This window comes from Marinobacter sp. MIT932201, assembly GCF_047123295.1.
In the GTDB taxonomy this organism is placed as follows: Bacteria; Pseudomonadota; Gammaproteobacteria; order Pseudomonadales; family Oleiphilaceae; genus Marinobacter; species Marinobacter salsuginis.
This window is the reverse complement of sequence record NZ_CP138917.1, coordinates 1,064,638-1,087,184: the sequence shown is the minus strand read 5'-3', so window position 1 is coordinate 1,087,184 and position 22,547 is coordinate 1,064,638. Positions and strand designations below refer to the sequence as shown.

At 57.4% G+C, this 22,547-nt stretch carries 22 protein-coding genes and 2 tRNA genes; 15 read left to right on the top strand and 9 right to left on the bottom strand.

Annotated elements, in window-relative coordinates:
* The first annotated feature begins 8 nt into the window (after window positions 1-8).
* The 6 genes from SIC15_RS04960 (at window position 9) to SIC15_RS04935 (ending at window position 3,817) form a co-directional block, all read left to right on the top strand.
* Window positions 9-83 (top strand) — tRNA-Gln (locus SIC15_RS04960).
* 52 nt (window positions 84-135) lie between these two features.
* A complete protein-coding gene (locus tag SIC15_RS04955) occupies window positions 136-1,086 on the top strand; it encodes a ribose-phosphate diphosphokinase (RefSeq protein ID WP_008176348.1) in 951 nt (316 codons plus the stop codon).
* Window positions 1,087-1,252: 166 nt separating this feature from the next.
* Window positions 1,253-1,903, top strand: a complete 651-nt coding sequence (locus SIC15_RS04950; RefSeq protein ID WP_069184053.1) for a 50S ribosomal protein L25/general stress protein Ctc — start codon at window positions 1,253-1,255, stop codon at window positions 1,901-1,903.
* Between the two features lie 30 nt (window positions 1,904-1,933).
* Entirely contained in the window at window positions 1,934-2,521 is a 588-nt protein-coding gene (gene pth / locus SIC15_RS04945) for an aminoacyl-tRNA hydrolase (protein WP_291909887.1), read from the top strand.
* A gap of 36 nt (window positions 2,522-2,557) precedes the next feature.
* Window positions 2,558-3,649 (top strand): redox-regulated ATPase YchF, encoded by a 1,092-nt coding sequence (gene ychF / locus SIC15_RS04940; RefSeq protein WP_412537179.1) that lies wholly within the window; start codon window positions 2,558-2,560, stop codon window positions 3,647-3,649.
* A 91-nt stretch (window positions 3,650-3,740) separates the two neighbouring features.
* Window positions 3,741-3,817: transfer RNA gene (locus SIC15_RS04935), tRNA-Met, on the top strand.
* 79 nt (window positions 3,818-3,896) lie between these two features.
* On the opposite strand, the gene SIC15_RS04930 is transcribed toward SIC15_RS04935, so the two are convergent.
* Together SIC15_RS04930 and SIC15_RS04925 are read right to left on the bottom strand one after the other, a co-directional pair.
* A complete protein-coding gene (locus SIC15_RS04930; protein WP_412537178.1) occupies window positions 3,897-4,640 on the bottom strand; it encodes a substrate-binding periplasmic protein in 744 nt (247 codons plus the stop codon).
* A 149-nt stretch (window positions 4,641-4,789) separates the two neighbouring features.
* Window positions 4,790-5,533: a substrate-binding periplasmic protein gene (locus SIC15_RS04925; RefSeq protein WP_412537177.1), complete on the bottom strand. Its 744-nt coding sequence runs from the start codon at window positions 5,531-5,533 to the stop codon at window positions 4,790-4,792.
* A 398-nt stretch (window positions 5,534-5,931) separates the two neighbouring features.
* On the opposite strand from SIC15_RS04925, the gene SIC15_RS04920 reads away from it, so the two are divergent.
* The 5 genes from SIC15_RS04920 to SIC15_RS04900 all read left to right on the top strand — a co-directional run bounded on the left by SIC15_RS04920 (window position 5,932) and on the right by SIC15_RS04900 (window position 12,496).
* Window positions 5,932-6,120, top strand: coding sequence for a hypothetical protein (locus SIC15_RS04920; protein WP_412537176.1), 189 nt, complete (start codon window positions 5,932-5,934; stop codon window positions 6,118-6,120).
* Window positions 6,121-6,250: 130 nt separating this feature from the next.
* Window positions 6,251-7,528 carry an O-acetylhomoserine aminocarboxypropyltransferase/cysteine synthase family protein gene (locus tag SIC15_RS04915; protein WP_136629779.1) on the top strand — a complete coding sequence of 426 codons (1,278 nt, stop codon included), beginning with the start codon at window positions 6,251-6,253 and terminating at the stop codon, window positions 7,526-7,528.
* 129 nt (window positions 7,529-7,657) lie between these two features.
* Complete coding sequence (gene lipA, locus SIC15_RS04910) at window positions 7,658-8,710, top strand: lipoyl synthase (protein ID WP_412537175.1); 1,053 nt, start codon at window positions 7,658-7,660, stop codon at window positions 8,708-8,710.
* 9 nt (window positions 8,711-8,719) lie between these two features.
* Window positions 8,720-9,940 carry a methyl-accepting chemotaxis protein gene (locus SIC15_RS04905; protein WP_412537174.1) on the top strand — a complete coding sequence of 407 codons (1,221 nt, stop codon included), beginning with the start codon at window positions 8,720-8,722 and terminating at the stop codon, window positions 9,938-9,940.
* 48 nt (window positions 9,941-9,988) lie between these two features.
* Complete coding sequence (locus tag SIC15_RS04900; RefSeq protein ID WP_412537173.1) at window positions 9,989-12,496, top strand: efflux RND transporter permease subunit; 2,508 nt, start codon at window positions 9,989-9,991, stop codon at window positions 12,494-12,496.
* Window positions 12,497-12,910: 414 nt separating this feature from the next.
* On the opposite strand, the gene SIC15_RS04895 is transcribed toward SIC15_RS04900, so the two are convergent.
* Entirely contained in the window at window positions 12,911-13,375 is a 465-nt protein-coding gene (locus tag SIC15_RS04895) for a Spy/CpxP family protein refolding chaperone (protein WP_412537172.1), read from the bottom strand.
* 242 nt (window positions 13,376-13,617) lie between these two features.
* On the opposite strand from SIC15_RS04895, the gene ylqF reads away from it, so the two are divergent.
* The 3 genes from ylqF to fnr all read left to right on the top strand — a co-directional run bounded on the left by ylqF (window position 13,618) and on the right by fnr (window position 16,790).
* Window positions 13,618-14,556 (top strand): ribosome biogenesis GTPase YlqF, encoded by a 939-nt coding sequence (gene ylqF / locus SIC15_RS04890; protein ID WP_412537171.1) that lies wholly within the window; start codon window positions 13,618-13,620, stop codon window positions 14,554-14,556.
* A 136-nt stretch (window positions 14,557-14,692) separates the two neighbouring features.
* Window positions 14,693-15,901 (top strand): beta-ketoacyl-ACP synthase I, encoded by a 1,209-nt coding sequence (fabB, locus tag SIC15_RS04885; RefSeq protein WP_209398845.1) that lies wholly within the window; start codon window positions 14,693-14,695, stop codon window positions 15,899-15,901.
* Between the two features lie 139 nt (window positions 15,902-16,040).
* Window positions 16,041-16,790, top strand: a complete 750-nt coding sequence (fnr, locus tag SIC15_RS04880; protein WP_153634566.1) for a fumarate/nitrate reduction transcriptional regulator Fnr — start codon at window positions 16,041-16,043, stop codon at window positions 16,788-16,790.
* A gap of 24 nt (window positions 16,791-16,814) precedes the next feature.
* Here fnr and SIC15_RS04875 read toward each other — a convergent pair whose 3' ends face one another.
* The gene (locus tag SIC15_RS04875) at window positions 16,815-17,696 is read right to left on the bottom strand and encodes an SDR family oxidoreductase (RefSeq protein WP_069184040.1); all 882 of its coding nucleotides are present in this window, start codon (window positions 17,694-17,696) and stop codon (window positions 16,815-16,817) included.
* A 149-nt stretch (window positions 17,697-17,845) separates the two neighbouring features.
* On the opposite strand from SIC15_RS04875, the gene SIC15_RS04870 reads away from it, so the two are divergent.
* The gene (locus SIC15_RS04870) at window positions 17,846-18,202 is read left to right on the top strand and encodes a hypothetical protein (protein ID WP_136629773.1); all 357 of its coding nucleotides are present in this window, start codon (window positions 17,846-17,848) and stop codon (window positions 18,200-18,202) included.
* A 17-nt stretch (window positions 18,203-18,219) separates the two neighbouring features.
* Here SIC15_RS04870 and alr read toward each other — a convergent pair whose 3' ends face one another.
* From alr to rpsR, 5 genes are all read right to left on the bottom strand, one after another.
* Complete coding sequence (gene alr / locus SIC15_RS04865; protein WP_412537170.1) at window positions 18,220-19,296, bottom strand: alanine racemase; 1,077 nt, start codon at window positions 19,294-19,296, stop codon at window positions 18,220-18,222.
* Window positions 19,296-20,702: a replicative DNA helicase gene (gene dnaB / locus SIC15_RS04860; protein ID WP_041644976.1), complete on the bottom strand. Its 1,407-nt coding sequence runs from the start codon at window positions 20,700-20,702 to the stop codon at window positions 19,296-19,298. The genes alr and dnaB overlap by 1 nt, the downstream gene beginning before the upstream one ends.
* Before the next feature lie 234 nt (window positions 20,703-20,936).
* On the bottom strand, window positions 20,937-21,383 hold the full coding sequence (gene rplI, locus SIC15_RS04855; RefSeq protein WP_064227062.1) for a 50S ribosomal protein L9: 447 nt from the start codon (window positions 21,381-21,383) through the stop codon (window positions 20,937-20,939).
* A 20-nt stretch (window positions 21,384-21,403) separates the two neighbouring features.
* Window positions 21,404-22,270, bottom strand: coding sequence for a hypothetical protein (locus tag SIC15_RS04850; RefSeq protein WP_069184038.1), 867 nt, complete (start codon window positions 22,268-22,270; stop codon window positions 21,404-21,406).
* A gap of 26 nt (window positions 22,271-22,296) precedes the next feature.
* Window positions 22,297-22,527 (bottom strand): 30S ribosomal protein S18, encoded by a 231-nt coding sequence (gene rpsR / locus SIC15_RS04845; RefSeq protein WP_007154918.1) that lies wholly within the window; start codon window positions 22,525-22,527, stop codon window positions 22,297-22,299.
* Between the last annotated feature and the right edge of the window lie 20 nt (window positions 22,528-22,547).

The window sequence follows — 22,547 nt, the reverse complement described above, 5'->3', positions numbered from 1 at the left end:
CACGATACTGGGGTGTCGCCAAGTGGTAAGGCAACGGGTTTTGATCCCGTCATGCGCAGGTTCGAATCCTGCCACCCCAGCCACCTTTCTCCCGCTTCTTCTGAATCAAACGCCGATACTGAGAAGGATGCCGTCGTGTCCAAACTGATGATCTTCGCTGGTAACGCCAACCCTGAACTGGCTCAGGCGATTGCCCGCAAACTCCACATTCCCATGGGTCAGGCTACTGTAGGCCGTTTCAGCGACGGAGAAACCACCGTCGAGATCAATGAGAATGTCCGCGGCCATGATGTGTTCATCATCCAGCCGACCTGCTACCCCACCAACGATAACCTGATGGAACTGATCGTGATGGCCGACGCGCTTCGCCGTGCTTCCGCTACGCGAGTCACCGCCGTTATCCCCTACTACGGATATGCGCGCCAGGATCGTCGGGTACGCTCTACCCGTGTTGCCATCAGCGCCAAGGTGGTAGCTGACATGATTTCCAGCATCGGCGTGGACCGGGTTCTGACCGTCGACCTGCACGCTGATCAGATCCAGGGCTTCTTCGATATTCCGGTGGACAACATTTACGCCACGCCGGTCATGCTCGAAGACATCTTCAAGCAGCGCTTCGAGAACTTCGTAGTGGTATCTCCGGACGTTGGCGGCGTGGTCCGTGCCCGTGCCGTGGCCAAGCGTCTGGACGACGCCGATCTCGCGATCATCGACAAGCGCCGCCCGAAAGCGAACGTTTCCCAGGTCATGCACATCATAGGTGATGTCAAAGACAAGACCTGTATTCTGGTAGACGACATCATCGACACCGCCGGCACTCTGTGCAAAGCCGCCAACGCCCTGAAAGAGCACGGCGCGGCCCGCGTGGTTGCCTACATCACCCACCCGGTTCTCTCCGGCCCGGCCATTGATAACATCAATGCCTCCCAACTGGACGAACTTGTGGTTTGTGACACCATCCCGCTGGGTGACAAAGCACATAATTGTGATAGAATCCGCGTCCTCGGAATGGCCGGGCTGCTCGCTGAGTCTATTCGCCGCGTAAGCAACGAAGAGTCCATCAGCGCCATGTTCGAGAATGCCTGAGCGACCTAACGGTCGTAATATCAAGGCATTACAAGCAGTTACCGGGTCGGGAGCCTACACAGGCTCCCGACTCTTTTAGTCAGCCGGAAAAATCCGGCTTTTCAGAAACATCACCTGATCCAACGCCTGGTCGCGGGCAGTTCAGGTGACGATTGAGGTTAATACCATGTCTCAGGAATTTGTTATCGAAGCATTTCCTCGCGACGATCAGGGGAGAGGTGCGAGCCGCCGCCTGCGTCGTGAGGAGCGTAAAATTCCGGCCATCATCTATGGTGGCGGAAAAGACGCTACTCCGGTTGCCATCTGGCACAACGAGCTGAAAAAGGCCCTGGAAAACGAAGCCTTCTTCTCTCACATCCTGACCATCGAGCTCGGTGGCAAGAAAGAAAGCGTAATCCTGAAGGATCTGCAGCGTCACCCGTACAAGCCGATCCTGACCCACGCTGACTTCCTGCGCGTTGACAAGGACCACGAGATCCACGTCAACGTACCGCTGCACTTCATCAACGAAGATACCGCACCGGCTATCAAGCTCCACGGCGGCGTAGCGAACCACCAGATCAACGAAGTTGAAGTGATCTGTCTGCCGCAGAACCTGCCCGAGTTCATCGAAGTGGACATGACCACTGTCGAGATGGACCAGGTAGTTCACCTGAGCGACCTGAAGCTGCCGAAAGACGTCAAGATCGCCGCCCTGCTCCAGGGTGAAGATCACGACCTGCCGGTTGTGGCTATCCACAAGCCGCGTGGCGCCAAGGTTGATGACGAAGGCGAAGAAGGCGAAGAAGGCGAAGAGAGCGGCGAAGACAAGGAGTAATCACTCCTGGCTTGAGGAGGGCAATGGCGAATGGCGCAGGATATTGTCATGGTGGTTGGGCTGGGAAATCCCGGCGCTGACTACGAGAATACCCGCCACAACGCCGGCGCCCTTTTCGTCGAAGCTCTGGCCCGCAGTGCGGGCCAGACGCTCCGCCCCGAAAAGAAATACCACGGGCTCTACGCCCGCATTCAATGGCAGGGCCTGGACCTGCACCTCCTGAATCCTACGACCTTTATGAATCGCAGCGGCCTGGCCATCAAGGCGCTGGCAGACTTCTTCAAGATTCAGCCCCACCAGATCCTGATTGCCCACGACGAGCTCGACCTGCCACCGGGTACCGCCAAATTGAAAAAAGGTGGTGGCCACGGCGGACATAATGGATTGCGTGACACCATCGCCCACCTGGGCACCAACGATTTTCAGAGACTGCGCATCGGCATTGGCCACCCCGGCGACAGCCGCAGGGTCACAGGCTACGTACTCGGCCGCCTGGGCAAACAGGAAACCGAGGAACTGAACGCCGTAATCGACGAAATCATGCGGGTATTACCGGATGCAGCCAGCGGCAAACTACCAGCCGCCATGAATCGCCTGCACAGTTTCAAACCGGTATAATCCGCCCAAATTTTCCAGTACCAGCAGAGGCACTCCATGGGATTTAACTGCGGCATCGTCGGCCTTCCCAATGTCGGCAAATCCACCCTGTTCAACGCACTGACCAAATCAGGTATTGGCGCGGAGAACTTCCCGTTCTGCACCATCGAGCCCAACGCTGGCGTTGTCGCCATGCCGGATCCGCGCCTCAACAAGCTGGCGGAGATCGTAAAGCCGGAGCGGGTCGTGCCTACCACCATGGAATTCGTCGACATCGCCGGCCTGGTAGCAGGCGCGTCCAAGGGTGAAGGCCTGGGCAACCAGTTCCTGGCCAATATCCGCCAGACCGATGCCATCGCTCACGTGGTACGCTGCTTTGAAGACGGCAACGTCATTCATGTGGCCAACAAGGTAGACCCAGCCTCCGACATCGAGGTGATCAACACCGAACTGGCCCTGGCCGACCTGGAAACCGTCGAAAAGGCCATCAAGCGGGTTCAGCGCGTCGCCAAGAGCGGTGATAAAGAAGCCAAGGCCCAGCTGGAGATGTTCGAGAAACTGCTGCCCGTGCTCAACGAGGGTAAGCCGGTGCGCACCATGAACCTCGACAAGGACCAGATGGCGCTGATCCGGGAGCTCTGCCTGCTGACCGTCAAACCCACCATGTACATCGCCAACGTCAGCGAGGACGGTTTTGAAAACAACCCGCATCTGGACACGGTGCGCAAGATCGCCGAGTCGGAAAATGCCGTGGTTGTGCCCATCTGCAACAAGATAGAAGCCGAAATCTCCGAACTGGAAGACGATGAAAAATCCATGTTCCTGGAGGAAATGGGCATGGAAGAGCCTGGCCTGGATCGCGTAATTCGCGGCGGCTACGGCCTACTGGGCCTGCAGACCTACTTTACCGCCGGGGTGAAGGAAGTCCGCGCCTGGACCGTGAAAATCGGCGCCACAGCGCCCCAGGCAGCCGGTGTGATCCACACCGACTTCGAACGCGGGTTTATCCGGGCAGAAGTGGTTAGCTACGACGATTTCGTACAGTACAACGGCGAAGCCGGCGCCAAGGATGCCGGAAAATGGCGCCTGGAAGGTAAGGACTACATCGTGAAAGACGGCGACGTTATCCACTTCCGCTTCAACGTGTAATTTTTCAGGAAAAACTGCCCCCAAGCCTTGACAGGAAGAGCCCATTTACTGAAAATACGCGCCTCGTTTGGGGCGATGCCCAAAGCGAAATGGCAAGGTAGCTCAGTTGGTTAGAGCACAGCACTCATAATGCTGGGGTCGGCGGTTCGACTCCGCCCCTTGCTACCAGTATTTATAAAAGCCCGGCTCGCGAGAGTCGGGCTTTTTTAATGCCTGAAAGGTCGGCAGACAACTCACTGACGCTAAGTCAGCCCTCCGGATCTCGCTGTCTCCCGGGGATATCCCAGGCATCATGACTCTTCTCGCCAATCAAGCGACAGGCTCGTATTGCATCCCTGAAGTCGTCCTTGAGCCGGCTATCCTTCACTTTGTGGGAAATGTACATGGACAAATCTATCCAGGCGGCGGTCCGTTCATAATATGGCCCTCGATAACCTTCGAGATAGAGATCCATCATTATCCAAGGTAGAACCACGACATCCACACGACCGAGCCTGAGCATTTCGACCGCCTGCGCCCAATCAGAGACATGAATCACGTTAGGGCTATCGCCTTTTAAAAGATCCAGACCTGCAAATTTTCGGACAAATCCAAACCTGAGCCCGGTCATACTTTCCAAAGGCGGCAAATCCTGAACCATGAGATACACATATTCCAACTGGAACAAGGGACCGCCAAAGTCCGCATACTGGTCCCTTTCTACCGTTTGGATTAACGGCAATCCAACCGAAATACCACCCTTTTCCAGCTGTCGAAGTATCTGGGCCAGTGGCATGTTAACGAATCTGAAATCCCCATATACGCGGCTAAAAACACACCGGTAATAAGGTGCAAAACGACCCACGAGCCTTCCATTTTCTACCGATATTTCGCGCTCTATATCGGCAAAGACGCCAACAATATGTTGGCGTTCTGAATCGGCAGACAGGGATAGAGAGAAAAACAAAAGCAAAAGCAAATTCAAAAGCTTGAACCATAAGAGCCTTTGCATGCCCCACCCCCAATTGTGCGAATACAGTGCGCACTATCCAAAGCATTTAAGCGAAAAACGGTGAAAGTTAACTAATCCTCAGCTTAGAACGCTCTTTTCATAGTAGCTGTCGTATCGGCACTGCGCTCATCTATTTGACTGCATCATGGTCAATTTTTCAGATCCTGACGTCTGACAGGAATATCCCGGCTGCCCTGGTTTTGCTCTGCAATAAACCGGCATTTTCTGATTGCCTTTCGGAGATCTTCCGTCAAATCACTATCGTCCAAGCGATGTGAAATATACATAGAGAGATCCACCCAGGCGGCGGTCCTCTCGAAGTAAGGCTTGTCATACCCCTTCATATAGGTGTCGATGAGAACCCAGGGGAGAACAACAACATCCACACGAGCACGCTTGAGCATCTCCACGGCCTGCCCCCAGTCAGAGACATGAATCACCTGGGGATCAGCGCCTCTCAAGAGCTTGTCTCCAACGAACTGCCGGACAAAGGCGAACCTGAGGCCACTCAGACTATCAAGGGGAGGTAAATCCTGGAGCAACAGATAGACATACTCCGTTTGGAACAGTAGCCCACCAAAATCAGCGTATTCATCCCGCTCGGCCGTCTGCACCATCGGCAAACCAGCGGAAATACGACCTTTCTCCAAGCGGTAAAGCATCTGGGCCAATGGCATTTCAACGAATTGGAAATCGCCCTGCACTCGGCCGAAAACACACTGATAATAAGCCGCAAACCGTCCCACGAGCTCGCCATCTTCAACAGCTATTTCCCGATCGATACCTTCGAAAACCCCAATGACATGGGGGCGTTTCGAGTCAGCAAACAGGGATAGGGAAAATAAGGACAACCAAACAAACTGGATAAGTTTGGGTGAAAGAAGCCGATCCATGTTTCCACCTCCGAAGCACGCGGTTCCGGTACGTGCTTTTTGACTGCATCAAGTCGCTAAAACGCTGCCATTCAATGGTAGACAGATCACCACTACGCACAAGGATAGTGATCAAACAGACAAATTGCCCATTTTCTGGCCATTCTTTCATGTTCTGCGTCATTAAACGGGCTTTTACCGTCGAAATTCATGGTCTTTTGTGCGCGGACACTGGATGTTGCATTCGTGGTGTTCTATCTGGTGCATGCGTTCGTATTCACCTGGTGTTACGACACCATATTTCCTGACACGGACGCCAAGAAACCCAACGCCACTTAAACAAACTTTGACAATCCCGGGGCCGAGAGTCGGATAAGATAGAGACTTCGCCCCAATGCGTTTCAAGGCTGTATCGCATCATGAAGTCTCGCCATGCACTCACGGTGTTTCTGGCCGTTATACTGGTTCCCATTGCCCTTGGCTTCGCCGGCGCGAGCGTGAAGGCGGCCATCGTGTCGATCAGCGTTTTCTGGGCTTGCCTGGGGATCTTTTTCTATCCATCCATCAGCGACTTTCTGAAGGCTAAAAGCAGGCAGCGCGAAGACTAGTGTGCTTCGGCACCACCCCTCACCCCGATTCTTTTCCTTCCAAGCTGCAACGATCCTCTCACAAGAAACTCTGTGGCATACTCACGGGCTGAAACCCATAAAGAACAACACACCAGCAAGGACCGTTGACATGAAACCGGAAACCCTCGCGCTGCACGCAGGCTTCAAAAGCGATCCCACTACCCGGGCGGCGACCACGCCGATTTACCAGACCACGTCCTACACCTTCGACGACACCCAGCACGGTGCCGATCTGTTCGACCTGAAAGTTCAGGGCAATATCTACACCCGCATCATGAACCCCACCAATGCGGTTCTGGAAGAGCGGATGGCGGAGCTAGAAGGCGGCGTTGGAGCCCTGGCCGTAGCTTCTGGCATGGCGGCCATCACCTATGCCCTGCAGACTATCTGCAAGGTGGGCAACAACATCGTCAGCACCAGCCAGCTGTACGGCGGCACTTACAACCTGTTTGCCCACTCGCTGCCGAACCAGGGCATTGAGTGCAAGATGGTCGCCCACGACGATTTCGATGCCGTGGAAAAGGCCATTGATGAAAACACCCGCGCCCTGTTCTGCGAGTCCATCGGTAACCCGGCGGGCAATGTGGTCGACATCCAGCGCTGGGCCGAGATCGCCCACAAGCACGGTATTCCGCTGATGGTGGACAATACGGTAGCCACCCCCTTCCTGTGCCGCCCGATTGAGCACGGTGCCGATATCGTTATCCACTCGCTTACCAAGTATATCGGTGGTCACGGCACTACCGTCGCTGGCGTAGTAGTGGATTCCGGCAAGTTTGACTGGAAAGCCAGCGCCGACAAATTCCCGATGCTGAACGAGCCGGACCCGTCCTACCACGGCGTGGTCTACACCGACGCACTGGGCCCTGCAGCCTTCATCGGCCGCTGCCGCGTAGTGCCGCTGCGTAATACCGGTGCTGCCCTGGCCCCGTTCAATGCGTTCCTGATCATGCAGGGCCTCGAAACCCTGGCGCTGCGCATGGAACGTCACTGCGAGAACGCGGAGAAAGTCGCCAATTTCCTGCAGGACCATCCCTCTGTGGAGTGGGTGAATTACGCGACCCTGGCCAACAGCCCCTACAAGGCAACCTGCGAGAAGATTTGCGGCGGAAAGGCGTCTGGCATCCTGAGCTTCGGCATCAAGGGTGGCCGGGAAGCCGGTGCGAAGTTCATTGATGCCCTGGAGCTGATCCTGCGTCTGGTGAACATCGGTGACGCCAAGTCCCTGGCCTGCCATCCGGCCACCACCACCCACCGACAGCTGAACCCGGAGGAGTTGAAGAGCGCCGGTGTGAGCGAGGATCTGGTGCGACTGTCCATCGGCATCGAACATGTCGACGACATCATTGCCGACATCAGTCAGGCCCTGGACAAAGCCCAGGCTTGATAAGGGTCAACCGGGTACGACCAATGTCGTGCCCGGCACCCCCGTGATTGCCCCTATCTGTCTTGTAACTCCCCCGCCAGCCCATTACTCTTTAGGGTTCCCCATGCCCGAATCGAGAGTCCGGTTGCAATGAGCGACAGCGCAAAAACCCGCATTACCAGTGGTTCCAAATTCCGCAATGAACATGGCTTCTCAGCCATCAAGGATGGCGTCAAGCGGTCGTCGAAGCAGGAAGCCACAACCGCGGAAAAGCGAGAGCCGAAGCCAAAATGGCTCAGGGCACGCATGCCCGGCGGCGAGCGCTATGAGGCCGTGCGCAAGAACGTCAGTGAGCACCGGTTGAGCACCGTTTGCCAGGAATCCCATTGCCCCAACATCGGTGAGTGCTGGACTGCCGGTACGGCTACCATCATGGTGATGGGGTCTGTCTGCACCCGCGCCTGCAAATTTTGCGCGGTAGACACCGGCAACCCGAAAGGCTGGCTGGATCATGAAGAGCCGGAGAACACGGCCAAGTCCGTGGAGCTAATGGGCCTTCGCTACATCGTGCTTACCTCGGTAGACCGTGACGACCTGGACGACGGTGGCGCTGCCCACTACGCCGCCTGCGTTTCAGCCATCAAACAGCGCACCCCCGAAGTCGCCGTTGAGGCGCTAACGCCGGATTTCGACGCGGTCATGTCTGACGTTGAGAAGGTGGTGGATTCCGGGCTGGATGTCTTTGCCCAGAACGTGGAAACCGTTAAACGGCTGACCAGCCGGGTCCGCGACCCGCGCGCCGGGTATGAAAAAACCCTGCGGGTTCTCGAACATGCCAAAAAGCACCGCCCGGATGTGCTCACCAAGACCAGCCTGATGCTGGGCCTGGGTGAAACCGAGGAGGAAATCCTGGAAACCATGGACGACCTGCGCGCCATCGGTGTGGATATCCTGACCCTGGGCCAGTACCTGCGCCCCACCCCGAATCACCTGCCGGTGGAACGCTACGTCACTCCGGAAGAATTCAACCGTTACCGGGAAATCGGCCTGGAGAAGGGCTTCATGGAAGTACCCTCCGGCCCTATGGTCCGCTCCAGCTACCGGGCCGATAAGGTATTCGATAAAAACAATCTTGGCCTCGCCGTGCCTGAGGTTCCCCAGGCCTCCAATGCCATGCAGATTCCGGTGAAGGCCATCGACTGAGAACAATTCATGCTGACACTGCTGCGAAATGCCCGGCTGAAGTACAAATTCTGGTTGCTGAACATTGTCGTTTTTGCAGTTCTCTGTTTGCTGGTTCTTTACGCCATGCAGACCATGGCGGGGCAGACCGGCAAAAGTTTCGACCAGGTCTTCGCTGATACAGCGCCCGGCTTTGCGCTGGTGGTTGCGGTGCTCATGGTGCTGGAGATGGCCGGCTCCCAGCTGCTGATCTCGTTTATCGAGCGCCACGTGAATCGCCTGAAAAACACCATGGTCGACGTTCAGTCCTCGGGCAACCTGAGCCAGCGGGCAGTGGTGGACTCCACCGACGAAATCGGCGAAATGGCGAGCGCCTTCAATGCCATGCAGGACCGCACCGTGGCCGTGGTACGCAGCATGAAGGAAGCCATCGATCGGCTGCATCGCGAAGTTGAAGAACTCACCTCGGCTGCCGAAGCACGCCGGGACGACCTAAGCCGTCAACAACAGGGCGCCGACCGGTCTGCGGAAGTCATCGAAACCATGCTGCAGAGCTTCACCGGCATTGCCGAACAGGCCGGCATTGCCAAGACCCTCTCCCACGAAGCCAGCGATGCGGCCCGCGACGGCAGCACCCGAGTCGGCCAGAGCGCCGACAGCATCCGCAAGCTTGCGGATGTGGTGCGCAACTCCGCCAGCAGCGTCGAAGCCCTGGCCGAGAACAGCCATGAAATCAGCCACGCGATCACCGAGATCCGGGGTATTGCCGAACAGACCAATTTGCTGGCCCTGAACGCAGCCATCGAGGCCGCCCGGGCCGGCGAACAGGGCCGAGGGTTTGCTGTGGTGGCTGATGAAGTACGCAAACTGGCTCAACGGGTTCAGGACTCCACTGATCAGATTCAGGGCACCATCGACCGACTTCTCAATGCCATTAACACGGCTGTAAACCAGATGACCGGCAGCTCCGAGGACGCCACCCGCTGTGTTGACGAATCCGAAGAAGGCCGACGCGCCCTGGAAGCCATCAACGAGGTGGTCAGCCGGATCGATCACACCAACCAGGAAATCGCCAATGTTTCCGCGGAACAGACCGCTGGCACCGACGACGTGCTAGCCAACGTGCAGGGCATCCGCGAAACCACCCAGAGCATGGTGACCCAGCTCGCCGAGAGCGCGGAAATGAGCCGACGCCTGAAAATGCTGATCGATTCCCTGGAAGAAGCCTCGTCAAAGGTCACGGTTCACTGAGGTTTGTGGCACACTCTGCACTCGTTTGAACTGGCAGAGTAGTTGTTCATGAATCGTCTTCGCGCCCTGTATGACCGCCTAATTTTTCCACACCCGTTTATCATCCTCTCGGCCTTTGCTGTTTTGCTGGCGCTCGCCGCCATAAAATTCGGCGAGTTCCGGCTGGATGCCTCTGCCGAATCCCTGGTACTCGAAAACGACCGCTCCCTGGAGCAATACCGTCAGGTAAACCGCCGCTTCACTACCTCGGATGATTTCCTGATCGTCACCTATACCCCCGAGGGTGAGCTGTTCTCGGAAGAGGGCCTCGCCCGGCTGGGCGCGTTGCGAGATGAGCTGCAGAGTTTGGACGCAGTCGGATCCACCAACAGCATCCTGAATGTGCCGCTCCTGCATAGCCCGGATCTGACGCTGGACACCGTGGACAGCGAGATCAAGACCCTCGACGAACACGGTGTGGCCCCAGAGACGGCCCGCGAGGCGCTGCTGAACAACCCACTCTACCCCAACCTGCTGATCAGTGAAGATGGCCAAACCACGGCAATACAGGTCAACCTGCCCACGCCGGATCGGTATTTCGAGTTGCTGAGAAAACGCAACGACCTGAGAGACAAGGCCGACACTGGCGAAGCCTCCGAAGCCGAGCTGGCAGAACTGGAGCAGGTAAAGCAGGAGTTCATCGACGTTACCGAAACCCTCGGTGTGGAACGCGATGCCACCATCCGCACCGTTCGCTCCATACTGGACAAGTACCGGGATGGCGCAGAGATCCACCTGGGCGGCGTGCCCATGATTGTGGCGGACATGATCCGGTTTATCGAAAACGACCTCTCGACCTTCGGGCTAGGCGTGCTCGCATTTCTGCTACTCACCCTGGCCATTATCTTCCGGCAATGGCGCTGGGTGCTGGTCCCACTGCTGTGCTGCGGCTTTACGGTCTGGCTGATGATTGGCTTTCTGGGGTGGGCCCAGTGGCCGGTGACGGTTATCTCCTCCAACTTCATTTCCCTGCTGCTGATCATGACCCTGTCGCTCACCATTCACCTGATCGTGCGCTACCGGGAGTTCCAGCATGACGAGCCAGAGGCCAGCGCAAAAGACACCTTGCGCAACACCGTGATGGCGATGATCAAGCCCTGCTTCTACATGGCCATCACCACCATTGTCGCCTTCGGGTCCCTCACCTTCAGCGGCATTCGCCCGGTCATCGACTTTGGCTGGATGATGACCCTGGGGCTGACGGTGGCCTTCCTCATTACCTTCGTCATATTCCCGGCCCTGTTGACCCTGCTGCCGCCACCACTGGACAGCCGGGTTACCTCCGATCAGATTCCCTTCACCGATGCCTTTGCCCGCTTCACGGAGCACTTCGGCAAGACGGTACTGGTGGGCTCCGGTGTGATTGCGGTGCTCTGCGTTATGGGGCTGAGCAAGCTGACGGTGGAAAACAGCTTCATCGACTACTTCAAATCCTCCACCGAAATCCATCAGGGCATGATCACCATCGACAACCGCCTGGGCGGTACTACCCCCCTGGACGTGGTTATCACCGACGACCCGCCACCAGAAGGCGCGAACGGCGGCGACCCGTTTGCCAGCGACTGTGATCCATTCGTGGAGGACTGCGGCGCCGGCGAGGAATACCGGGATACCTGGTACACCTACCAGAAAATGGAGGAACTGGAAGCCGTTCACGAGTATCTGGACGGATTACCCGAAACCGGCAAGGTACTGTCCATCAACACCACCCTGGGGATCCTCGCCAGAATCAACCAGGGCGAGCCTCTGGACGCCCTGGAGCTGGCGTTTGTACCGGCGGCCGTGCCGGACGACCTGCAGGACACCCTGCTGACGCCCTACATCTCCGAGGAGCACGACCAGGCAAGATTCAGCATCCGGATCCTGGAGACCATGCCGGAACTGCGTCGACAGGAGCTGTTGAACCGCATCCACGAACACCTGACCACGGAACTGGGCTACTCGAAAGACCAGGTGCTCTTTGCCGGCATGACCGTGATGTACAACAACATGCTGCAAAGCCTGTTCGATTCCCAGATCAAAACCATCGGCGTGGTCTTCGCCGCCATCATGGCAATGTTCCTGATCCTGTTCCGCTCGCTGAAGCTGGCCCTGATCGGCATCGCCCCCAACCTGATCGCCGCAGGCTCCGTACTCGGCCTGATGGGCTGGATGGGCATCCCCCTGGATATGATGACCATCACCGTGGCCGCCATCACCGTGGGCATCGCAGTGGATGACACCATCCACTATATTCATCGGTTCAAAACCGAGTTCCAGAAAGACGGCGACTACATCGCCACCATGCACCGCTGCCACCGAAGCATCGGCCAGGCCATGTTCTTCACCTCGCTGACTATCATCTCCGGGTTCTCGATACTGGTGCTGTCCAACTTCATCCCGACCATCTACTTCGGGTTGTTTACGGGGTTTGCCATGTTCATGGCTCTGGTGGGGGCCCTTACCCTGCTTCCCCGGCTCATTGTTCTCGTTAAACCCTTTGGCTCGGGTGGGGCTTCTTCGGGCTTGGGCTCCTAGCCTTCTGGTTTCGAGGGTGGCTCGTCGGGTGAGGGCCTTTGCCAGAACCGCTACGAGCACATCCATGTGCGCTTGACGTCGGCCATCCGTGGCCGCCGACATTCTGTCAAAGGCCCACACCCGCCAAGCTTCAGAAATAGGAGTTATGGAAAGACACTCCGCGCCAAATCTTTCAGCCAATCTTATGATCAGTAAGCGATTACTGAACCGCTTGAAGAACAGGGGTGTGGCGCCCTCCCAAAAATGTCTGTGGCCAAGGATGGCCACAGCCAAGCGCACATGGATGTGCTCGTAGCGGTTTTTGGGAGGGCGCCACACCCCTGTTCTCCCCCAAAACCAGCAGGCTACAAACCAAAAAAAGGGCCACACCAAAAGATGCGGCCCTTCTCAAATCCAGCTAGAGGGAAAGCAGGATTACTGCATACCCTGACCTTGCCCCTGCTGCATCTGCTGTTGCATCTGACGACGCTGCTGCATTTGCTGTTGCATCTGCTGCATACGCTTATCCAGCTCGTCGCGTTGCTCCTGGGTAAACACGCTGTCTACCTTCGCCTGCATCAGCGTGGACAGCGCCGCGATCTCGCCGGTCACTTCGCCCAGCTCTTTGGCTTGCTCGCGAATCGCAGCTTCATCAAAGTCTGACTTGATCTCACCCTGCATCTGCTGCTGCAGCGCGCGGGCTTCCTGGCGGAGCTCGCCGATTTCGCCCTGCATCTCGTCGATGATGGCGCGGATTTCGGCCTGCTGCTCTTCGGTCAGCCCTACCATCTGGGCCAACTGGTCAATCTGATCAGGCTGGCCGCCGGACTGCTGGGCCACGGCCGGGACCGAAAGGCTCAGGGCAACCAGGGCAGCACCAAACAATTTTGCAAGCTTCATAACTCTCTCCATAAACAAGGTGGCCACAATTGAAATACCACCGACATACATTGGTTTCATCGTTCAGGGACTACACCCTAAAACATACGGATACGGTTTTTCACCCCGATCAGCCCTCTTTTTGTACATACTTCTCAGTCTTCCGCGCCAAAAGCCGCCACACACGGGGATTCAAACAAATGTGAAAGTTTGGTCATTCCCCTTCATAATGGCGCCGTTCAAACCAATCTGGAGCAGATACGATGGCCATCAACTGGTTTCCAGGGCACATGCACAAGGCCCGCAAGGAGATCAAAAAAGTCATGCCACAGATGGATCTCATCATCGAAGTGGTTGATGCGCGCATTCCTTTCAGCAGCGAAAACCCGCTGGTACCTGCCCTGCGCGGTGATACCCCGCTGATCAAGGTATTGAACAAACGCGACCTGGCAGATCCAGAAATCACTGAGCAGTGGTTAGCCTGGCTCGAAAAAGAGCGCGGCGTCCGCGCCATTACGCTTACCCATAACCAACGCAATGAGGCGCTGGCTATCCTCAAACTGGCAGAGGAGATGACGCCCGATCATGATCGCCAGAAGAGTGCACTGCGGGTGATGATTCTGGGCATTCCCAATGTCGGTAAATCCACCCTGATCAATACCCTGGCAGGGCGCCCTGCGGCCAAGACCGGGAACGAGCCAGCCGTAACCAGGGCGCAACAGGCCATCAAACTGCCCAACAACATTCTGCTCTACGACACGCCCGGCTTCCTCTGGCCGAAACTGTCTCCCGAAGCCTGTGGTTATCGTCTGGCGGTAACCGGGGCGATTCGGAGCGCGGTGCTGGACTTTGAGGATGTGGCCATGTTCGAGGCCGAGTACCTTCTGGAAGCCTATCCAGAGCTGGTCAAAACCCGCTACGGCTTCGAGGAACTACCGAAAGATGCCCTGGCGCTGATGGACGGAATTGCCGAGAAGCGGAGATTCTTCGGCCGCGGTGGCATCCCGGATCTGCACAAAGTATCGGAGGTGTTGCTCAACGAATTCCGGGCCGGAACTCTGGGACGCATCTCGCTGGAAACCCCTGAGATGGTCGAGCGCGAAGCCCGGGAAGCCGAGGCAGCCGCGGCTGAGAAAGCCGCTCGCGAGGAGGCCAGCGGCGCAAAGAAAGGCGCCAGAAAGGGTCGAAGCGGCAAGCGCTGAACACTCTATGGAGCTTTATCCGGCCTTCTCCCCTTACCAAGGTCAAATATCGTATCCGGGCCAAAGCGCCTAGACTGTTAAATAACGTTATTGATCGCAAGGTCGGCCACATCGGCCGGTCGGTAAGGAGGAACTTATGAGACGCGTCGTCGTCACCGGTATGGGCATTGTGTCCTGCATTGGCAATTCACTGGATGAAGTCAGGGACAGCCTTAAAAACGGAAAGTCCGGCATCCGTTTCAACGAAACCTATAAGGAAATGGGCTTTCGCAGCCAGATTGCAGGCTCGGTGGATGTCGACACATCCGTTATCGACCGCAAGATCCGCCGGTTCATGGGCCCGTCGGCCATGTACAGTTTCCTGTCCATGGAGCAGGCCATTGCCCAGGCAGGGCTGACCGAAGAGCTGATTTCCAATGACCGCACCGGCCTGATCGCGGGCTCCGGCGGCGCGTCCTGTTCCAGCCAGGTTGAAGCCACCGACATCATGCGTGAGAGAGGCGTGAAGCGCATCGGGCCGTATATGGTGCCCCGCATCATGACCAGCACGGTTTCCGCCTGTCTGGCCACAGCATACAAAATCCGCGGCGTGAACTACTCCATGTCTTCGGCCTGCGCCACGAGTGCCCACTGCATCGGCCATGCCATGGAGCAGATCCAGGCGGGCAAGCAGGACATCGTGTTCGCCGGCGGCGGAGAAGAAGAGGACTGGAGCCTGACAATGATGTTCGACGCCATGGGCGCCCTTTCCACCAAGTACAACGACGCTCCCGAGACAGCCTCGCGCCCCTTCGACGCCGGCCGGGACGGCTTCGTGATCGCCGGCGGTGGCGGCATGATGGTACTGGAAGAGCTGGAGCATGCGAAGAAACGCGGTGCCAACATCATTGCCGAACTTACCGGCTATGGCGCCACCTCAGACGGCTACGACATGGTCGCTCCCTCGGGCGAAGGCGCCCAGCGCTGCATGAAACAGGCGATGGCCACCATCCGTGGCAAGATCGACTACATCAACGCGCACGGCACCAGTACCCCGGTTGGCGATGTTGCCGAGATGGGCGCGGTGCGTTCAACCTTTGGTTCCGACATCCCCGCCATTTCATCTACCAAATCACTGACCGGCCACTCCCTTGGTGCTGCAGGTGTACAGGAGGCGATCTACTCGCTCCTGATGCTGCAGAATGGCTTCATTGCAGGCACCAGAAACCTCAGCGATCCGGACGAGAAGATCAGCGACATGCCGTTAGTTGGTCCGAAAAGTCGCGAAGGTGCATTGAACACCGTGATGTCCAACAGTTTCGGCTTTGGTGGGACGAACGCGTCTCTGGTATTTGAAAAACTGTAAGCATGAGTGGTACGAGGGCCTCCGGGCCCTTATTTTTAACAATTATATTCTCAGATCATTAAGCTTGATTATTGGCAAAGACCGCTATCCGTATTAAGGTACATCGTTGATATGGATCAAATCGGACGGATCATCACGTATGGCTCAAGCAATTCCGTTTCGTCAGGCTTCTCCCCTCAAGGCCTCTTGCCACCAGTGCAGCCTGAGCAATCTTTGCCTTCCCCTGGCAGTTGAAGAGAACGACCTTGACCGGCTGGAAGACATAGTCCAGCAGGGGCGAATCTTCAACCGCGGCGAACATATCTTTGACCAGAGCACGCCCTACCGCGCGTGCTTTGCGGTGAAAAGTGGTTCCATCAAGACGTCGATTATTACCGAGAGTGGCGAAGAACAGGTCACCGGCTTTTTCATGCCTGGTGAATTGGTGGGTCTGGACAGCATTGGCAGTGAGAACTATGCGTGCACCGCCAAGGCTCTGGAGCGGACCAGCATCTGCGAGTTTCCGATCGACAAACTGGAGGAGCTCACTGGCAAGCTGCCGGAACTGCAGCATCACATGTATCACCTGATGAGCCAGGAGATCCAGAACAGTCACCAGTTGGCCATGCTGCTAAGCAAGAATACCGCCGAAGAGCGCATTGCCGCACTGCTGTTATCGCTGTCCAGCCGCTTCCAGCGCCGACGCATGTCTCCGACCAACTTCAGCCTGCCCATGGCACGTAACGACATCGCCAACTTCCTGGGGCTGGCTGTCGAAACCGTGAGCCGGGTCTTCACGCGTTTCCAGAATCAGGGGCTCATCAAGGCCAGGGGCCGGGAAGTCGAACTCTTAGATATCGAAGGCCTGCAGATGGTCAGCCGGGAATTTTCTCGCCAGTGCAATAACTGAGAAGCTGCTTCGTGTCCGTCGGTTTCATGAACCGGCGGGCTCACTCTCCACTTCCCTTCCATTATTCTTTTTCAACATGGCCAGTTCATCCACTAGGCCCGAGCGCCATGGCATCTGTTTGATCCCGAAGGTGTTTCGGATCTTGGTGCAGATCAGCGTGGTATTCACCGGTTCAAGATGCCCCCACTCAGGCACCTCATCCACGACCCGAATACCTTCCGGGATCCCTGGAAGGCCGGCGATTGCCAGGCCGAGCTCGTAGAGATTGATTTCCTCGGCGCCGGCGTACTGATAGGTGCCCCACACCTCGGCCCCGCAATCAAGCTGAAGAACCACCGCCTCGATCACCCGGGCCAGATCCCGAACCGCCACAGGCTGGCCACGGCAACGCCCAGGTAATGACAGCACCTCACCGGCAGCAGTGCTGGCCTGAACCTTTCGTATAAATCGCGCCAGGCTCCAGCCGGTTCGCAGGATAATGTGTCTCGGCAGCAGGGTGCGCAGAGCCTGCTCGCATTCCCATTGCCAGTTCCCCAATTCGTTCACCGGCTGCCCGGGGTTAGAGGTGATATACCCACTCTGCTTACGGCCATCGAATACGTAACAGGAGGAAAGCTGGAGCAACGCCATGCCGCGATCACGGGCAAACTCCGCCATGGCCAGGGGTAGCGAAAACGCAGCCATGTGGACGCCCTCTGGGTCTTTCTCGGCGACCTCGGGATCGGCCATCCAGAGTGCGTTAACAATCAGATCGGTATCCTCGGGAATCCAGTTCTCCAGTGCATCAAGGTCGGCATTGGAGGGGTCACTGACAAGCAATGGGCTGACGTGCAGGTGCGTAGCCCGCAAACGCTCCAGCAGAACCTTCCCCAAAGGGCCGTAATCGTGAACAACAAGTACATGCACGAGGATTCAATGCCTCCTGGTATCACTTATGTGACGGTATTTCGGAACCGGTCTGGCCAATGGCTTCTGGATTCCGGCGCCTACACTGATGCAGTCTGAACTTAATGCTTTGCTATTTCTTTCAAGAGCATACAACAACAGGAACTGTCATGCTGAAACAACAGAGCCACATTGTGGCGCCGATCCCCGACGAGTTGCGAACCCGGGCCCTTTACACCGTCGGCGAACTGCGCGAGCGGGGCAAGGCCGACAAGGAGGCCATCGACAAGCTCTTCAACCTGATTGTGGACATGACCGAAGAAGGTCTGGACTTCTTTTTCCTGGAGCCGCTTCGCCGCCTCCATGCCAGCAACATGATGATGGGCATGGCCAAAATGGGCATCAGCAGCATGCTCAAGGGCAGCAAGATGGTCGTACACAAGGTGCTCAAAAAGCTGGACGACCGCAGCCTCGCTGCCATCCTCGACTTCATCGAGGAAATCATTCACGAACCGGAAGCGGGCTGACGAGGCGCTCTTGAATGCTACCGGTATTGCCGCGGTACCCGCCGGGTGATACCGGTCATCAACTCGTAGGAGATGGTGCCGGCACAGGTCGCCACCTCATCAACACCAACTGTGCGCCCCCAGAGTTCGACAGTGTCGCCCTCCTTCGAATCCGGTGCATTGGTAAGATCAACCGCCAGCATATCCATGGACACCCGACCGATGAGCCGGATCCGCTGTCCATTGATCGCCGCCGGTGTGTTGGTGCCCGCATGCCGGGGGTACCCATCGCCATAACCAATGGCCACCATGCCCATCCGGGTATCCCGATCGGCGACCCAGCCGGCTCCGTACCCAACAGACTCACCCGCTGGCACCATTCGGGTGCTGATCAACGGTGCCTCCAGCGACATTACCGGTTCCAGACCAAGCTCCGGGCCGGTTTTGCCAACCATTGGCGAACCGCCATACAGCATGATGCCCGGTCGGCTCCAGTCAAACATCGGCTGGTCAGGGTGAAAATGGGCGGCCGAATTGGCAACGCTCTTCATCAGTCCGGGAAACGCAGAGGTAGCCTTCTCAAACACCGATGTCTGCTGCGCCGTCATGGCACTATCCGGATCGTCGGCACAGGCGAAGTGGGTCACAAAGCCCAACAGTCCCTTCTCCGCACTCATGGCCTGCAGCCGGCCCATTACCTTGGCCAGCTCATCCGGATGAAAGCCCAGACGGTTCATGCCGCTGTTCACTTTCAGCCAGAACGCCGGTCGTGCTTCAAGGCGCTCCAGCCACGACAGTTGCTGGAAACTATGGAAAACCGGCTCAAACCTGTTCCGGGCGCACTCATCAATATCCGCTTCGGCGTGGACACCCTGCAGCAGGACTACCGGCTGTGCCAGGCCCGCTTCCCGTATGGCCGCCGCCTCTTCGATACACGCCACCGCAAACTTCGGGGCCAGGCTGTCCAGGGCCGAGGCCACCGGCCCTATGCCGTGGCCATAGCCGTCGGCCTTGACCACGGCCATCACCTGCGCCCCGCCGGCCCGATTCAGGGCTGTCTGGTAGTTCCTGCGAAGGGCGTCGAGATCAATCCGGACAACAGTGCTGCGGGGCATCAATACTCCCCGCCATAGTCGCTGTAATCGCCGTGGGCCAGGTCCTCGAATTTTGTGTACTTGCCGATAAAGGCCAGGCGGATAGTGCCGATGGGGCCGTTCCGCTGCTTGCCAATGATGATCTCGGCAATGCCCTTGTCCGGCGTGTCTTCGTTATACACCTCATCCCGGTACACAAACATGATGACGTCGGCGTCCTGCTCAATGGCGCCCGATTCGCGAAGATCCGAGTTAACCGGGCGCTTGTTGGGCCGCTGCTCAAGACTCCGGTTGAGCTGGGACAGCGCCACCACCGGGCAGCTAAGCTCTTTGGCAATGCCCTTCAGGGACCGCGAGATTTCCGAAATCTCGGCCGTCCGGCCTTCGGTGTTGCCGGGGACCCGCATCAACTGCAGGTAGTCGACCATGATCAGGCCTATCTTGCCGTCGTTTTCCCGGGCAATGCGTCGGGCCCGGGAGCGCATTTCCGTGGGACTCAGACCCGGCGTATCGTCGATATAAAGAGGTTTGTCCTTGAGCAGACTCACCGCCGACGTCAGCCGGGGCCAGTCGTCCTCTTCCAACTTACCGCCACGGACCTTGGTCTGATCAATGCGCCCGAGCGACGAGAGCATCCGCATGGCAAGGGCATCCGCCGGCATTTCCATACTGAACACCAGCACCGGCGTTCCGGTGCTGATCAGGGCATTCTCCACGATATTCATGGCAAACGTCGTCTTACCCATGGAGGGACGACCCGCCACAATGATCAGATCCGAGGGCTGCATGCCCGAGGTCTGTTCGTCCAGATCCTTGAAGCCCGTCGTCAGACCGGTGGTCTGCTCGCCAGACTCAAACAATTCCTCGATCCGGCTCAGGGTCTTGGCCAGAATCGGGTTTATGGCCTGTGGACCGGAACCTTCCTTGACCCTCGCTTCAGCAATCTGGAATACGCTCCGCTCGGCCTCGTCGAGAATTTCATTACTGTTCCTGCCGAGCGGGTTGAAGGCCGAATCGGAAATCTTGCCGGACACCTCTACCAGCTGTCGCAGAATGGACCGCTCACGGACAATATCCGCGTAGGCACGGATGTTTGCTGCGCCCGGAGTTTTCTCCGCCAATTCCGCCAGATAAGACAAGCCACCGGCATCCTCAATATCGCCGGCGCGCTCCAGGAATTCCGCCAGGGTAACAACATCCAGTGGCTCGCTCTCACTGGCAAGACGCTCCACGGCGCCAAAAATCAGGCGGTGGTCCTGCCGATAGAAATCGGCGGCCGAAATCACTTCCGAGATCTCGTCGAACCGGCGGTTATCCAGCATCAGGCCGCCCAATACCGCCTGCTCTGCTTCCACAGAGTGGGGAGGCACCTTGATACGACTGGTTTCGAGATCGGTACTCGCGGGCTTCAGATTGGGCTTGGCCATGAACACATCTTCAGTTGGACATCACAACCACAACAGTTTAAGCGACCTGCCGCAGCAATGGGAGAGGGTTACAGGGACTTAACAGCATACCAGAAAGCAACAGGCCCGAAAGCCGCGAGATGCGGTTCGGGCCTGTCAGGTTGGCCAGCGCTGGACCTCATAAAGAGGCAGCGAGGGCCACCAGCGTATTACCAGAGCCGGGAAAACCCCGACACCGTTTTCAGGGAAAACGGCTTACTCGGCAACGACCGCCAGCTTGACCGTAACTTCAACGTCGGAGTGCAACTGAAGCTCGATCTCGTACTCGCCAGTCACCCGGATCGGGCCTTCCGGCAGACGAACTTCGCTCTTCTCGACTTCGGTACCACCGGCAGTGATCGCGTCAGCAATGTCGCGCACACCGATAGAGCCGAACAGTTTGCCTTCTTCACCGGCCTTGGAGCTGATTGTGAAAGCAGCACCCTCGAGGGCCTCGGCGCGGGCCTGGGCAGCAGACAGCTTCTCAGCAGCCGCTTTCTCAAGCTCGGCACGACGCTCTTCGAACGCCTTCAGATTTGCTTCGGTGGCAGGTACAGCCTTGCCATAAGGAAGCAGGAAATTACGACCGTAACCGGCCTTGACCTTTACCTTGTCACCCAGGGAGCCAAGGTTTGCAACTTTCTCGAGCAGAATAACTTCCATCTCGTTAACCTCTTCGTGCTTTATTCAGCCGGCCCGGCAGGACTTATGCGCCTCCGGATATCCAGCCAGCTATCCACAAAAGCCAGAACCACTAACAGAATCATCAGACTTGGGCCCAGAAGGATCAGCGCTACGTAGAACATCGCCAACCAGTTCCCACTGAGCTGTTTCAAACCAACAACGCCGTGCACCAGCGCCAGGCTGGCCAGGAACAGCGGCGTTCCCGCGGCCCAGGCCAGCAGCATGGAATTCAGCCCGAGGAACGGACCGACTACCATGGTCACCGCGCACAACACCGCAATGGGCGGAGATAGCCTCAGGCCATGGAATTCCTTGCGGAATCCACCGGGGTTGTAAAGCCCCGCCTGCCAGGCCCGCGCCAGCATGGTCATGCCCACACCCGTTGCCAGGTAGGTGCCTGCCATGCTCGCGTTCATCGTGTCCCGGATAACCTTATCGAGGTCATCGCCGAGACTCTTCGCAATTTCGGCATTGTACTGTTGGTAAAAACTCACCCCGGCCTGGACCAGATCATCCAGCAGCCCCGGGTACACCACAGGCAACATCAGGCCCGTGACGATTGCGAGAAAACTTCCCGCAAGCAGAGCTTTTTCCCAGGACAGCGTTGTCCTGATCAATGACGCCATAAGCATCACCTGGAGCAACACGGCCAGAGCGGTCGGGTCCTGCCCGAAAATGCTCCAGCCAAGCGCCGGAAGTAATGCCCAGAGCCCGATATTGAGCCCCTGACTGATGCCAAGCCTGAGAATGACCAGGCCAACAACGGCTGCGCCAATCCAGAACAACAAGGGTACGGCAGTTGTTACTGCTGCTACCCCACCGGCCTGGAGGGGACCGCGCATTACATACTGTGCAAGTGCACGCATGGTCCCAAGTCCTGTGTTTCTGTTACTTAGTTATCGTGGCTGTCCGAGTACGGCAGCAGTGCCAGGTAGCGGGCACGCTTGATAGCGGTAGCCAGCTGACGCTGATAACGTGCTTTGGTGCCGGTGATGCGGCTGGGCACGATTTTGCCGGTTTCAGTGATGTAGCCTTTCAGGGTGTCCAGATCTTTGTAATCGATCTCCTTTACACCCTCTGCCGTGAAGCGGCAGAACTTACGACGTCTGAAAAAACGAGCCATAACTTAACTCCTCAACTCCG